Origin of the sequence: Aeromonas enteropelogenes (assembly GCF_020097295.1) — a bacterium.
GTDB lineage: Bacteria > Pseudomonadota > Gammaproteobacteria > Enterobacterales > Aeromonadaceae > Aeromonas > Aeromonas enteropelogenes.
The window spans coordinates 2,578,444-2,592,579 of record NZ_CP083625.1; the positions used below are offsets into that span (position 1 = coordinate 2,578,444).

Below are 14,136 nucleotides of genomic sequence, written 5' to 3' on the forward strand. Positions count from 1 at the left end.
AGCGGATGGCCCTATTGCGGGCTCCACACCAGCTTGCCGGTCTGGGTCAGATCGTAGCCGCCAAGGCGGGAGGCCAGCTCGCGTCCCTCGGGGGATTGCAGCCAGCCGATGAGTTGCTGCAACAGGTTGCGAAAGAAGACCCCCTGCGGCATCACCAGATCGAAACACTCCTGGGAGAGCGGCATAAACTCCAGGCCAAACTCGGTCGCCGTGCTCTGGGCCCCCGGCCCCACGTCGGCATCGCCGCGACTGATGGCGGCGGCCAGCTCCCGCTCGCTGTTGACCTGCACCGTGCTCTCAATTCGGGTCAGGGACTCCCCCTGGGTTTGCAGCCACTCAAACAGGGCCCGCTGGCTGCCGGCCCCCTCCTGGCGCAGCGCCCAGCGCCACTCAAGGGTTTCTCGGGCCTCCCTCGGCCTGGCCCCGCGTCGCAGCACCAGCCCCTGGGCGCGGCGAAATCCATGAACGATCACCCATTGGCGATGGCCCTGATACTGCTGCACCAGCGCCGGGTGGCGCAGGTGGGCCTCTTCGGCCTGACCCCAGTGGATGGCGCACAGGTCCACATGGCCGCGGGCCAGCATCGCCAGTCCCTGGCGAGTGCCGCAGGGGGTGTACCCCACCAGCGCCTGGGTGCCAAGCTGCTGGGCCAACCGGCTGCTGGCGTAGTGGAGCAGCACGTCGTCCGAGCCTGCCAGCAGCAGCCGGTCGTTCATCACCCCCTCGTGGCAGCTGCCGAGCAGCCAGCGATCCAGCAGGGATCGCGGAAACAGCCACTTGCCGGTGGCCTTGGTGGCGGGGATGCGCGCCTCGTTGGCCAGCTGATAGACCTTCTTCTCGTTGAGATCGAGGTATTCGGCCACCTGCTTGACGTTCATAAACTCATTCATGGTTCAGTCCATCAGCCTGTTGCATGGCGGGTAGAAAACGGATTTTGCTCATGATCAGCCGGGCTCAATCCCGCTGGCCACGGCCGGACGGCCCCTGGGGCAGCACCGGCGGTTTGTCATCCAGCACCAGATGCTGCTGGCCGGTAAAGACCTGGAAGTGGCGCCCCTTGGCGCGGGCAATCATGGTGATGCCGAGCTGGCGGGCGAGATCCAGCCCCATCTGGGTGACGCCGGAGCGTGACAGCAGCACGGGAATGCCCATCTGCGCCACCTTGATCACCATCTCGGAGGTGAGCCGCCCCGTGGTGTAGAAGATCTTGTCGGCGCCGGTGTCGCCTGCCATCCAGAGCTCGCCGGCCAGGGTATCCACTGCATTGTGGCGGCCCACGTCCTCGACAAAGGAGAGGATCTCGGCTCCGCGGCAGAGGGCGCAGCCGTGCACGGCACCGGCCATCTTGTAGGTTTCGTTATGGGCGGATAGCGCCTTGAGCAGGGCATAGAGGGTGCTCTGTTTGAGCTTGGGCGCGGGCAGCACCACCCCTTCTAGCTTCTTCATCACGCTGCCATACATGGTGCCCTGGCCGCAGCCCGAGGTGACCGTCTTCTTCTCGAGAGACTTGTCCAGATCCTCGGCCTGCTGGCTGCTGACCACGGCGGCGGCCTCGCTATCCCAGTCGACGATGACCGATTCGATGGCCGAAATATCCTCGATAAAGCCCTGGTTCTTGAGGTAGCCCAGCACCAGCGCCTCGGGGCGGGCCCCCAGCGTCATCAGGGTCACTATCTCCTTCCAGTTGAGGTAGACGGTGAGTGGGCGCTCACAGGCGATCTGCTGGGTCTGCAACTCCCCCTGCTCATTCATCACCTCGACGGCCATGGTGAGCTGGGCGGCAGCATTGCTTTTGATAAAGGTCGGTGTCATGGGGCCCTCGTGACCGGTTGACAGGATCAGGATGGAGGGACACAGCAAGTTTTGTTCCAAGTTAATGCAGGTGAATTGGGATGATATAAACATGTGCATATTTCGGAGATGAGAGTTTATGTGTGCAAATCGTCATTTCTCTGAAAAAGTAAGTAGACATTCTTTTCATATAAAATCGATAGGGTTAGACTCGACTTAAAAAATTAATTTTAAATTCTAATAGCGTTATGATCTTCAATTAAAACTGTTAGGCATAAAATATGAGCTTTGATCTTGTTTTAATAAAACCGTGTAATAATTCAATAGCAAATCTTTCAGAGGTTGAAGACGTCATGCCCCTTGGAAGTAAAGAGTTGATTTCTACAAAAGTAACTCAATACTTCCCCAATGCAATAGAGGGTGTTTGGATATCTGATGAATTCTCTGTAGAGGCTTTTGTTAGTGGTGAGCCTGTAACATCAGTTCATATCACTATACACTTTGGTAATGGATGGTCAAAAAACAGTGAGGCTAAACTATTAAGTATGATTGCAGCAATCTGTCGAAGTATAGATGCTTCAACCTTTTCATTATCTGATAATACAAAGTTAGCTCCATAATGTAGAATTTGGATATTGAATCAACCTGTAGCAGTGGGAAGGATTGGTATGGAAGTTTTTAACGAAATACTTGATGATTACAGCGAATATTGTCACCAGAGACTCCAAGCAGAGTTTGGATTGTATTCGCCAGAGACGTACGATCCTATCTATTTGTATCAGCGTTACAAATGTAGAATTATTGAAAAAAGAGCTCGCTTAGTATTTGAATCAAAGGAACTGTCTATCCCTAAGGAGCACAAAATTGCATACGAAGGTATTATTGAATCGATAAAAGTTGGTGAGTGTCTCAAGAAATATCAAAGTAGAAAGCTAAAAAATCTGCACTACGATGATGACATGTTATCTCATTGGGGAATTCAGCACTTTCATCTGAGCCTAGGTGTGGAGAGAGATGGTTTTGTAACCAGAACTGGAGAACTTCTATTTATTCATTTCTCTGCTCATGAAGCTCATATATTAGGTGTTTTTGACCATAGTTCATGGTGTGACTTGAGCCTTATACAGATTATGCATGATAATTGGCCTAATCAATTAGCTATTTTTAAAATAAATAGTAATGTCACACCTCTAACAATATCAGACTACAAAACTTTACGTAAAAAGCACTACAATGTAAACGTGACTGTTAGTGATGGTACTGAATACCTTTGTCCTGGTATGGGGGTGACAGCTAATGGAGCTCCACTTCATGCTGTGTTTAATTCAGATAAAGTTATATTTATGTTCAATCAATATTTTGAATTTATAAAAGCAAATATAGAGCATATTTTGGAGTCCGACCCAAGTAAAAGGAATAGTGAAACTGTAACTATTGGTATGGAGTTTTTGCATGATAAAAATATCATCGCATACAAGGTCAAAGAAACAGGGTTTATATTTACACTATGTGAACAATAAGTTACTGTTAGTTTGGTTTCAATATGTTATCTCGTCTATTTTATTTGATCGTATTTTGTATGTTGGGCGAAATCGTAGGTTGGTGCTGAACGAAGTGAAGCCCAACGTTTACCGCGGAATATTTCAAAAGCAATCATCGGATAATTCGGTCTTATTTGATTATTGCCATTCCCTCGAACAAGCACTGGCGGATTGGTTTTACGCCGCATGTTGGGCTTCGCTGCGCTTAGCACCAACCTACGCCCGCGCCAACCTACGTCCTGCACGACGTCTGACCAGCATCAAAGCCCCAATCAACCACCAGACCTGCCTTGGCCCCACTCTTGCTATGTTTTCTCCCATTAAGGCCGTGGCCGCCCTGAACTGACCGCTGTGATTGCCCCAAGCAAGGGCGAAACAAGGGGGGAGGGCGGCCCGGCAGAGACCTTCTGATGGGAGTCGTTACCGTGCAAGACACTATAAATACCCTGTCCCACCAGCGCTGGCTGCGGGTCGAACTGCAGGCCATCGACAGCCAGGTTGGCCGTTGGCAGAGCCGCCGTTTCGAGATTGCGGCGCTCCACCCCGCCGAGCCCGAGGCCGCCGGTGCCTTGTCCCTCACCCTGTTTCGCGACGAGCGGGGGGATTATCGCTTCAACCTGAGCTCGGGCGCGCCGCGCCTCTTTGTCACTGGAACCCGCGTCGATAATGACTTTGTCGCCGATGGCCTCACTTTGAGTCAGACCGTGGCCGCCGCCTATATGGACGGCGAGCGCCAGGTGCTCTCCTGCCCGCTGCCGGAGGCGCTGCAGGCCTGGACCGAGGCCTTTATCGGCCGCCACGGCGAGCTGCTGGAGGCCCGTCGCAAGGGCAAGAAGGGCAAGGGACGGGCCCAGGATCAGCTGGGGGTCGATGGCGCGCCTCAGGGCAACTGCGGCGCCGTCAAGGCCACCGGCCCCGATGGCCGCGAGCATGGCAGCGACGTCGGAAGCCGCTCCCATGAGTGAGTTTTTCAAGCGCTGGTCGGCCCGCAAACGGGAGGCGCAGCAGGCTGCAAACGAACAGCCGCAGCCGCTCGATATGGAAGGTGTATCCGCACCCCAATCCGACCTTGTCGAGCCGAGCGCATTAGAAAATACGCTGCCTTCAGCTGAAGTAAGCACTGACAAGGGGAGTGCCCCTTGCGCCGGTTCCAATCCCGCCGCCGAGCCTTCTACCGCCGTATCGGACAAGCCCGCCTTGCCGGACAGGGAGGCGCTGCGCGCCATGTTTCGCAGCCATCAGCCCGATGGCCTCGATGACTACACCCAGGATTTCAGCCAGCCCGAGCTGTTGCCTGCCGCCCTGACCGCGGGGCTGCGCAACTGGCTGGTGGCCCCTACCTCTGAGCAAGAGGCCGACCAGACTGCACCATCGCCAATCACGCCAGGTGAAGAGGCGGATGACGCAACTTCACCCGCAGCGGCGTTGCCACAAGACCATGACAAGGGTCGGGACATTTTGGCTAACGAGGTAGGACAAAATGTCCCAGCCAATAAGGCGGGAATGGAACCTCTGGGATCCTGACTCCCTGTCAGTCACTTTTTTTCCGGGGGAGTTGGCTCGTCTCTTGCTCTCCCATGAGACCAACAAGCACACCATCCCATGAGGTGGTGCGCACAGGAGTGCATGTGAGCATCGAACAATACAACTCAAGCCTGAGCCCCGCCAGCGCTGCGGGGAGCAATGAGCGAGCGCGCGCCTATGCCTTGCGCCACACGGTTAAGACCGACAACCTGATCCCGGCCACTGTCTCCTACCAGAGTCAGGGCCGCTTGCTGCTGGTAGGGCCGGAGGATCGTATCCGCCGCGCCGCCAGCCTCTTGCCGCAAGGGGCGATGCCGACCTTGCTGGTGAGCGAACAGGTCCATGACGCCGGGGCGGCGGATCTGGAGGCCATCTTCGCCGCCACAGCCTCCCTCGAGGCGCTGACCCTGCGCGAGCCAGCGCTCAAGGGGTATCTGGGCCAGTTTCAGTTGACCGGTCTTAACGGTCAGGGGGAGCGTATCTCTTTGGCCGAGCTCTGCTTTCCGGCCCAGGCCGCCGGTGGCCACGCCAGCTTTGATCTGGTGGCCGATCTGGGGGCGACACCGCTGTTTGCCCTGGAGCGCCCGCCCGTGGGTTATCAGCATCTGGCGGATGATGCGGGTCTGGCGGAGCAGCTTGGCGAGCTGTGCGCCCTTACCGGGGTGTTCGACAAGCCGCGCTATTTTCGCCTCGATCCGGAGGCATGCGCCTTCACCGCCCGTGGCGTGCCCGGTTGCAGCCGTTGTCTCGATGTCTGCCCAACCGATGCCCTCAAGCCCGTCAATGGTCGCATCCAGATCGATCCGCATCTTTGTCAGGGCTTTGGCAGCTGCGCCTCCGCCTGCCCGACCGGGGCGATCGCCTATCACCAGCCCGATGCCAATACCAGCGGCGACTATCTGTTTCGCCTGCTCAAGCACTATCGGGAGGCGGGCGGCGAGCATCCCGTGCTCTTGATCGCAGGGGAGAGCGAGCGCAGCGACGTCGAGGCGAGCCTTGCCGCCCTGCCCAGCCACTGGCTGCCGGTCTGGGTGGAAGAGGTAGCGAGCCTCGGGCTCGAGAGCTGGCTGGCGGCCCTGGCCTATGGCGCCAGCGCGGTGCGCATTGCGCTCGGTGACGATACCCCGGCCAGCGTGCGCGCCCTGGTGGAGCGGGAACTGGCCAGTGCCGCCGTGCTGCTGGCCGGCGCCGGATTGAGCGAGGATCGCATCGCCATCCACTCCCTGCAGGCGGTGGTGCAGGCGAGCGACCAGGGGACGACCAATGTGGCCGGCTCCTTGCTGGACAAGCCGCTCAAGGGGGAGAAGCGGGAGACCCTGTTTGCCGCCTTCGACGCCCTCTGGCAGGCCCACGAAGGGGGTCGCGAGCCCTTGGCGGTGCCCCACGGCGCCCCTTATGGCGCAGTGGCACTGCAAGAGGCGGATTGCACCCTCTGCATGGGCTGCGTGGCGGTCTGTCCGACTCGCGCCCTGCATGCGGTGGGTCACGAGCCCGGCCTCAACTTTATCGAGCATGACTGCATCCAGTGCGGCATGTGCGAGAAGGCGTGCCCCGAGCAAGCCATCGCGCTTGTGCCGCGCCTGCAGCCTGTGCCCGAGGCGCGCCGCGCCGTGCAACACCTCAAGGCGGAAGAGCCGGCCTGCTGCATTCGCTGCGGCAAGGCGTTTGCTCCTGCCTCCCTCATTCGCCGCATCCAGCAAAAACTGGCCGGTCACTCCCACTTCCAGAACGAGGCCGCCAAGCGGCTGCTGATGTGCGAGGACTGTCGGGTCAAGGATGTGTTTGAAGCCATGGCGGCGGATCCCGCCGCCCAGCTCAAACTGTGAGGGCCAATATGTATCAGCAACAAGATGATAACCAGAGCACCCTGCCCATGACAGATGCCATGACCCCTCTCGAGAGCAACAGCGCCGAGCTCTATGCCCTGCTGGCAAGCCTGTGGCGCGCCGCCCCCAAGGGCGAACAGTTGCAGTGGCTGCGTGACCTTGAGCCTGTTCCCGGTCCCTTTGCTCGGGGCCTCGGGCTGGTGCAGCTCGCCGCCAGCAGCCACGACGAGGGCTCCCTGGCCGAGGAGTATCAGGATCTATTTATCGGTATCGGCCGGGGGGAAATCGTCCCCTTCGCCTCCTGGTATCTCACCGGCTCCCTGATGGAGCTGCCGCTCGCGGTGCTGCGCGCCGATCTGCAATCCCTGGGGTTCGAGCGCCAGAGCGGGGTGTGCGAGCCCGAAGATCACCTGGCGGCCCTGTGCGAGGTGATGGCGGTGCTGGTCAGCGAACAGCACCCGGAGCGCAACCGCTTCTATGAGCGCCACCTCGCTCCTTGGGTGATTAAGTGCTGCCACGATCAGCAAAAGGCCAAGGGAGGCTGTTTCTACCGTGCGGTGGGGTTACTTGCCGAAGATTTCTTCAAGCTGGAAAACGAATTGCGCCTGCCGTTTGGCGCCCGGGTGGTTACTCGCCCATAACCATATGACAGATACCGTTCGTAGCAATGTCGGCCCCCGGGCCGGCCATAACAAAAACAAGAGTCGGAGAGAACAAGATGAGCGATGACAAGCTGCAAGATCCGTCACGACGCAACCTGATCAAGGGTGTCGGCGTGGTCGCCACCATAGGGGTATTGGCCGGTGCCACCGGCCGGGTGGTGGGTAAAGAGGTGCTCACCCACGACACCGAGCCGGACAAGGGCTATCGGGAGACCCCCCATGTTCACGACTTTTATCGCACCCTGCGCGGCACCGACTGAGCCGGCTCAGTGAAGGAGATCTTATGAAACTGACGAAACGTGCCGAGCCGGCAACTTCCGCCGACCAATCCAGTGCCGCCACCTCCCGTGGTCAGGGGCTGACCCGCCGCGCCTTTATGGTCAACTCCGGTCTGGTGGCCGGTGGTGCCGTGGCCGCCGGCTGGCTGGCACCGGCCATGATGCAGCGAGCCGAGGCCAAAACCGTGGCCGCCGACGTGCCGGTCGAGGTGAAACGCACCATCTGCTCCCACTGTTCGGTGGGCTGCGGCGTTTATGCCGAGGTGCAAAACGGGGTCTGGACCGGTCAGGAGCCGGCTTTCGATCACCCCTTCAACCTCGGTGGCCACTGCGCCAAGGGGGCGGCCCTGCGCGAGCATGGCCACGGTGAGCGTCGCCTCAAGTACCCGATGAAGCTGGTGGGGGGCAAGTGGCAGCGCATCAGCTGGGATCAGGCCATCGAAGAGGTGGGCAACGAGGTGTTGCGTCTTCGCAAGGAGTCCGGCCCCGACAGCATCTTCTGGCTCGGCTCCGCCAAGCACTCCAACGAGCAGGCCTACCTGTTTCGCAAGATGGCCTCCCTGTGGGGCACCAACAACGTGGATCACCAGGCGCGCATCTGCCACTCCACCACGGTCGCCGGTGTGGCCAACACCTGGGGCTATGGCGCCATGACCAACAGCCTGAACGACATGCACAACAGCAAGTCGATCATGTTTATCGGTTCCAACCCGGCGGAGGCCCACCCGGTCGCCATGCAGCACATCCTGCTGGCCAAGGAGCGCAACGGCTGCAAGATCCTGGTGGTGGATCCGCGCCGCACCCGCACCGCCGCCAAGGCGGACATGTACCTCTCCCTGCGCCCGGGCACCGACGTGGCCTTCATCTGGGGCATGTTGTGGCACATCTTCAAGAACGGTTGGGAAGACAAGGAGTTCATCCGCACCCGTGTCTTTGGCATGGACGAGGTGCAAAAAGAGGTGGCGCGCTGGACCCCGGCGGAAGTGGAGCGGGTGACTGGCCTCAGTGAAAAAGAGGTCTACGGCGCCGCCAAGCTGCTCTCCGACAACCGTCCGGGCTGCGTGGTCTGGTGTATGGGCGGTACCCAGCACACCACCGGCAACAACAATACCCGTGCCTACTGCATCCTCGAGCTGGCTCTTGGCAACGTGGGCAAGAGCGGTGCCGGTACCAACATTTTCCGCGGCCACGACAACGTGCAGGGTGCCACCGACTTTGGCGTTACCTCCGACTCTCTGCCCGGCTACTACGGCCTGGAAGAGGGAGCCTGGAAGCACTGGGCCCGGGTGTGGGATGTGGACTTCGAGTGGCTCAAATCCCGTTTTGACAACAAGGCCTACAACGGCAAGCTGCCGATGAACAACAACGGCATTCCGGTCTCCCGCTGGGTGGATGGGGTGCTGGAGAACGCCGACCTTATCGAGCAGGGCACCAACATTCGCGCCATGTTCTACTGGGGCCATGCGGTCAACTCCCAGACCCGTGGTCCCGAGATGAAGAAGGCGATGCAAAAGCTCGACATGATGGTGATCGTCGACCCGTACCCGACCGTGGCGGCGGTGATGAACGATCGCACCGACGGCGTCTACCTGCTGCCGGCCACCACCCAGTTCGAGACCTATGGTTCCGTCACCGCCACCAACCGCTCCATGCAGTGGCGCGACAAGGTGATCGAGCCCCTGTTCGAGTCCAAGGTCGACCACGAGATCATGTATCTGTTGAGCAAGAAGCTGGGCTTTGCCGATGAGCTGTTCAAGCACATCAAGGTGGAGAACAACCAGCCGCTCTTGGAAGACATCACCCGCGAGTACAACCGTGGCATGTGGACCGTCGGTTACACCGGCCAGAGCCCGGAGCGCCTCAAGGAGCACCAGCAGAACTGGCACACCTTCCACAAGACCAGCCTCAAGGCCGAAGGTGGCCCGGTCAGCGGCGAGATCTACGGTCTGCCCTGGCCCTGTTGGGGTACCCCGGAGATGAAGCACCCGGGCAGCCACATCCTCTATGACACCAGCATTCCGGTGTCAGAGGGGGGCGGCGGTTTCCGTGCCCGTTTCGGTCTCGAATATCAGGGCGTCTCCTTGCTGGCAGAAGACTCCTGGCCCAAGGGTAGCGAGGTGGAGGACGGTTACCCCGAGATCACCGCCGATCTGATGAAGCAACTGGGCTGGTGGGACGAGCTGACCGATGCCGAGAAGAAGGAAGCCGAGGGCAAGAACTGGAAGACCGACCTGTCTGGCGGTATCCAGCGCGTCGCCATCAAGCACGGCTTCGTGCCCTACGGCAACGCCAAGGCGCGCTGCGTGGTGTGGACCTTCCCGGATCAGGTGCCCAAGCACCGCGAGCCGCTCTACACCCCGCGCCGGGATCTGTTGGCCGACTACGCCACCTGGCCCGATGCCAAGAGCCTGTGGCGTCTGCCGACCCAGTACGCCTCGGTGCAGGAAAAAGATGTCAGCAAGGAGTTCCCCATCATCCTCACCTCCGGCCGTCTGGTCGAATACGAGGGGGGCGGTGACGAGACCCGTTCCAATCCCTGGCTGGCGGAGCTGCAGCAGGAGATGTTCGTCGAGATGAACCCGGCGGATGCCAACGATGTCGGCGTACGCGACGGTCAGGATGTCTGGGTCGAGGGGCCGGAAGGTGGCCGCGTCAAGGTGAAAGCCCTGATCACGCCGCGGGTGAAGCCGGGCCTTGCCTTTATGCCGTTCCACTTCGGCGGCCACTTCGAGGGCAAGGATCTGAGATCCAAATATCCGGAAGGGTCAGACCCTTACGTACTGGGCGAGTCGGTCAACATAGTCACCACCTATGGTTATGACCCGGTTACCCAGATGCAGGAGACCAAGGTCACCCTGTGCCGTTTTCGTAAAGTAGGAGCCTGATCCCATGGCCAGAATGAAATTCATGTGTGACACCAAGCGCTGCATCGAGTGCAACGGCTGTGTGACGGCGTGCAAGAACGAGAACGATGATGCCCTCGAGTGGGGCATCCAGCGTCGCCGGGTAGTGACCCTCAACGATGGCCTGCCGGGGGAAACCTCCATCTCGGTGGCCTGCATGCACTGCACCGATGCCCCCTGCATGGCGGTCTGCCCGGCAGACTGCTTCTACCACACAGACGACGGCATAGTGCTGCACAACAAGGATCTCTGCATCGGTTGTGGTTACTGCCTGTTCGCCTGTCCGTTCGGGGCGCCCCAGTTCCCGAAGACCGCCGCCTTTGGCGATCGGGGCAAGATGGACAAGTGCACCTTCTGCGCCGGTGGCCCGGAGGAGGATCACAGCGAGGCGGAGCGCCAGAAGTACGGTGCCAACCGCATCGCCGAGGGCAAGCTGCCCATGTGTGCCGAGCTCTGCTCCACCAAGGCGCTGCTGGCCGGTGATGCCCAGGTCATCTCCGACATCTTCCGCGAGCGGGTGGCCTATCGCGGCGCCCCTCACGCGGCCTGGGGCGGGGATGAGCAGGATCTGTTCCACGACGCCAGCAAACCCCGCGATGGCAGAGGCAAGGGGCTCAAGCTTGGCAAGCAGGAGGGCGGCCAATGAGACACTGGCTGACAGCGCTGCTGACAGCCTTGCTGCTGTTCAGCGCGCCTGGCTTCGCCGATGCCCAGAAGGAGACGATCGGCTTTGCCGGCGCCGACTACTGGCGCGCGGTGAAGGACGGGCAGGAGGGGACCACCACCTCCCGCTCGCCGGAGCACGGGGTACTCATCTCGGTGCCGGGTCAGCTCTGGTTTGAGGTGAAGACCAAGTGGGTATCGCCGCTGGGGGCCATCGCCATTTTCGGGTCGCTCGCCATGTGCGGCCTGATGTACTGGGTGGTGGGGCCGACCAAGCTCTCCAAGCCCAGAACCGGGCGCAAGCTCAAACGCTGGAGCAGGATGGACAGGGCCCTGCACTGGACCACGGCTGCCATGTTCCTGACCCTCTCGGGGTCGGGGCTGGCGATCATCTACGGCAAGTACTTCATCAAGCCGGTGGTGAGCATGGGGGTGTGGGAGAACTGGATCTGGTTCGCCAAGGTCTTCCACAACTACGTGGGCCCGCTCTTCTTCCTCTGCCTGCTCGGGGTGCTCATCAAGTGGTTCCGCCACAACATCGTCAATATGGTGGATGTGCAGTGGTTCCTGAAATTTGGCGGCATGCTGGGCAAGCACAAGGGGAGTCACCCCTCGGCGGGCTTCTCCAACGGCGGCGAGAAGGCGATCTTCTGGCTGCTGATCTGGTTTGGCGGCATCGTGGTGGCGACCGGGCTGTTTCTGGACTTCCCCATCTTCGGCCAGCTGCGCCGCCAGATGGAGTGGGCCAGCTTCATCCACATCGTCGGGGCCCTGATCCTCATCTGCGGCTTCATCTTCCATATCTATATGGGCCTGTTCCAGCTGGAAGGGGCGCTGGAGGGGATGGTGACTGGCGAGGTGGACGAGACCTGGGCCAGGGAGCACCACGATCTCTGGTATGAAGAGGTCAAGCACAAGCTGGATGAGCCCAAAGAGGGCAAATCCGGTTAAACAGACGTTGTTTAAACAGGGGCGCTGCGGCGCCCCTTCTTTTGCTCTCCATCCGGGGAAACAAGGCTATGTCGGTCTGCGGGTTGGATAGTTCGACACAACTTTCTCGCCCTGGCCCCTGGCAGGAGGGCAGGGGTATGCCCAAGCTCACAAAATCGAATAGATAAACGTCATATGATTGATTTCATTATGTGTCTCGCTCTCCTGCCGAACGGCAACTTCATGTAAATCAACGAGAATGACTATGGCTACCGGACAATATCTGCTGTGGAAAGATGCACAGGGACAAGATTTTCGCCCCGTTGCACTGACAGGCACCGATCTGCTCAACGATCGCAATCTCAACAAGGGCACCGCCTTTACCGAACAGGAGCGGGCCGACTTCGAGCTCGACGGCCTGCTGCCACCCCAGGTGCAAACGTTTGAAGCCCAGCTGGAGCGGGTCTATCAGGGCTTTCTGAGCGCCTGCAACGATATCGAGAAATACCAGAACCTGCGGGCATTGCAGGATCGCAACGAGACCCTTTTCTATGCCCTGCTGTCGCGCCATGTGGAGGAGATGACCCCCTACATCTATACCCCGACAGTGGGCAAGGCGTGCCAGGAGTTCAGCCACCGCTTCCAGAAGCCGCGCGGCCTCTACATCACCCCGAAAAACGTCGAGGACATGGGCTCCCTGGCCCGCCATCTCGATGCCAAATCCGTGCGCATTATCGTAGTGACCGACAGCCAGGGGATCCTGGGGATCGGCGATCAGGGGGTGGGCGGCATGGGCATTCCCATCGGCAAGCTCTCCCTCTACACCCTGGGCGCCGGGATCCATCCCGCCTGCTGCTTGCCCATCGCGCTGGATGTGGGTACCGACAACCAGGCGCTGCTCGATGACCCCATGTATCTGGGTCAGCCCCACAAGCGCATTCGTGGCAAGGAGTATGATGACTTCATCGACAAGTTCGTGGCCGGGGTCAAGCGCCACTTCCCCAATGCGGTGCTGCAGTGGGAAGACTTCAGCAAGTCCAACGCCTTCAACAATCTCTCCCGTTATCAGCAGTCGCTGCCCTCCTTCAATGACGATATCCAGGGCACGGGGGCCGTGGTGCTGGCGGGCATCATAGGGGCGGTCAAGGCCAAGGGCGAAAGCCTGGGTCAGCAGAACTATCTGGTCTATGGTGCCGGTGCCGGCGGGGTCGGGGTGGCGGACCAGATCTGCGCCGGCCTCATCCGCGAGGGCATGGATCCCCAGGCTGCGCGGGATCGCATCTATATCCTGGATACCCAGGGGCTGGTGTGTGACAACCGTGAGGGGCTTGACGAGTACAAGCGCCGCTATGCCAAGCCGGGCCTGTTGCTGTCGGGCTGGGACACCGAAGTCCCCGGCAAGGCGAACCTGACCGATGTGCTGCGCCATGTGCCCATCACTGTGTTGCTGGGCACCAGCGGTGCCGGTGGTGCCTTCAAGGAGCAGCATATCCAGCTGATGCTGACCCATTGCGAACGCCCAATGGTGTTCCCGCTCTCCAATCCGACCGCCAACTGCGAGGCGCTGCCGGAGGACATCTATTGCTGGAGCAAGGGCAAGGCCATCGTCGCCACCGGCAGCCCGTTCAAGGATGTGCACTACGAGGGGCAGGATTACCGGGTGGGGCAGGGCAACAACGTCTTCATCTTCCCGGGAGTGGGGCTGGCGGCTATCGTCAGCCAGATCCGCGAGATAAGCCCCGACATCTTCACCACCGCCGCCTTTGCGCTGGCCGAGTGTGTGAGCGAGGTAGATCTGGCGCAGGGGGCGGTTTATCCGCGCATTCGCGAGCTGCGCAGCATCTCGGTGCACGTGGCGACCGCCGTGCTGAAAGACATAGTACGCAAGGATCCCGGCCATCCGCTGATCGGCCAGGATCTGCAGCAGCACATCCTGAGCCACATGTGGGAGCCGGTCTACCTGCCCTATCGCCGGGTGTGATCCGGGCAAGCTTGAAATGAAAGGGGGTGGCCATGGC

At 60.1% G+C, this 14,136-nt stretch carries 14 protein-coding genes; 12 read left to right on the plus strand and 2 right to left on the minus strand.

Going from position 1 to position 14,136, the window contains the following annotated elements; all coding sequences use genetic code 11:
• Positions 1–11: 11 nt before the first annotated feature.
• Positions 12–878 carry a helix-turn-helix transcriptional regulator gene (locus LA321_RS12205; RefSeq protein WP_026458090.1) on the minus strand — a complete coding sequence of 289 codons (867 nt, stop codon included), beginning with the start codon at positions 876–878 and terminating at the stop codon, positions 12–14.
• Between the two features lie 76 nt (positions 879–954).
• Positions 955–1,812 (minus strand): formate dehydrogenase accessory sulfurtransferase FdhD, encoded by an 858-nt coding sequence (locus LA321_RS12210; RefSeq protein ID WP_042072414.1) that lies wholly within the window; start codon positions 1,810–1,812, stop codon positions 955–957.
• 260 nt (positions 1,813–2,072) lie between these two features.
• Here LA321_RS12210 and LA321_RS12215 point away from each other — a divergent pair, with 260 nt between their 5' ends.
• From LA321_RS12215 to LA321_RS12270, 12 genes are all read left to right on the plus strand, one after another.
• Positions 2,073–2,411, plus strand: coding sequence for a hypothetical protein (locus tag LA321_RS12215; RefSeq protein ID WP_156141111.1), 339 nt, complete (start codon positions 2,073–2,075; stop codon positions 2,409–2,411).
• 48 nt (positions 2,412–2,459) lie between these two features.
• A complete protein-coding gene (locus tag LA321_RS12220) occupies positions 2,460–3,311 on the plus strand; it encodes a hypothetical protein (RefSeq protein WP_042072185.1) in 852 nt (283 codons plus the stop codon).
• The gene (locus LA321_RS12225; RefSeq protein ID WP_156141109.1) at positions 3,301–3,678 is read left to right on the plus strand and encodes a hypothetical protein; all 378 of its coding nucleotides are present in this window, start codon (positions 3,301–3,303) and stop codon (positions 3,676–3,678) included. Before LA321_RS12220 ends, LA321_RS12225 begins: the two co-directional genes overlap by 11 nt.
• Before the next feature lie 64 nt (positions 3,679–3,742).
• On the plus strand, positions 3,743–4,297 hold the full coding sequence (locus tag LA321_RS12230; RefSeq protein WP_042072184.1) for a DUF3305 domain-containing protein: 555 nt from the start codon (positions 3,743–3,745) through the stop codon (positions 4,295–4,297).
• Positions 4,290–4,856, plus strand: a complete 567-nt coding sequence (locus LA321_RS12235) for a DUF3306 domain-containing protein (protein WP_042072182.1) — start codon at positions 4,290–4,292, stop codon at positions 4,854–4,856. The genes LA321_RS12230 and LA321_RS12235 overlap by 8 nt, the downstream gene beginning before the upstream one ends.
• Before the next feature lie 104 nt (positions 4,857–4,960).
• A complete protein-coding gene (locus LA321_RS12240; RefSeq protein ID WP_042072180.1) occupies positions 4,961–6,682 on the plus strand; it encodes a 4Fe-4S dicluster domain-containing protein in 1,722 nt (573 codons plus the stop codon).
• 8 nt (positions 6,683–6,690) lie between these two features.
• Positions 6,691–7,323, plus strand: a complete 633-nt coding sequence (locus LA321_RS12245) for a TorD/DmsD family molecular chaperone (protein ID WP_042024808.1) — start codon at positions 6,691–6,693, stop codon at positions 7,321–7,323.
• 77 nt (positions 7,324–7,400) lie between these two features.
• Positions 7,401–7,604, plus strand: coding sequence for a transcriptional initiation protein Tat (locus tag LA321_RS12250; RefSeq protein WP_026457913.1), 204 nt, complete (start codon positions 7,401–7,403; stop codon positions 7,602–7,604).
• Between the two features lie 23 nt (positions 7,605–7,627).
• Positions 7,628–10,507: a formate dehydrogenase subunit alpha gene (locus LA321_RS12255; RefSeq protein WP_042072179.1), complete on the plus strand. Its 2,880-nt coding sequence runs from the start codon at positions 7,628–7,630 to the stop codon at positions 10,505–10,507.
• A gap of 4 nt (positions 10,508–10,511) precedes the next feature.
• A complete protein-coding gene (gene fdh3B, locus LA321_RS12260) occupies positions 10,512–11,171 on the plus strand; it encodes a formate dehydrogenase FDH3 subunit beta (protein ID WP_026457829.1) in 660 nt (219 codons plus the stop codon).
• Entirely contained in the window at positions 11,168–12,139 is a 972-nt protein-coding gene (locus LA321_RS12265) for a formate dehydrogenase subunit gamma (protein ID WP_042072177.1), read from the plus strand. The genes fdh3B and LA321_RS12265 overlap by 4 nt, the downstream gene beginning before the upstream one ends.
• 244 nt (positions 12,140–12,383) lie before the next feature.
• Complete coding sequence (locus tag LA321_RS12270) at positions 12,384–14,099, plus strand: NAD-dependent malic enzyme (protein WP_042072176.1); 1,716 nt, start codon at positions 12,384–12,386, stop codon at positions 14,097–14,099.
• Positions 14,100–14,136: the final 37 nt, after the last annotated feature.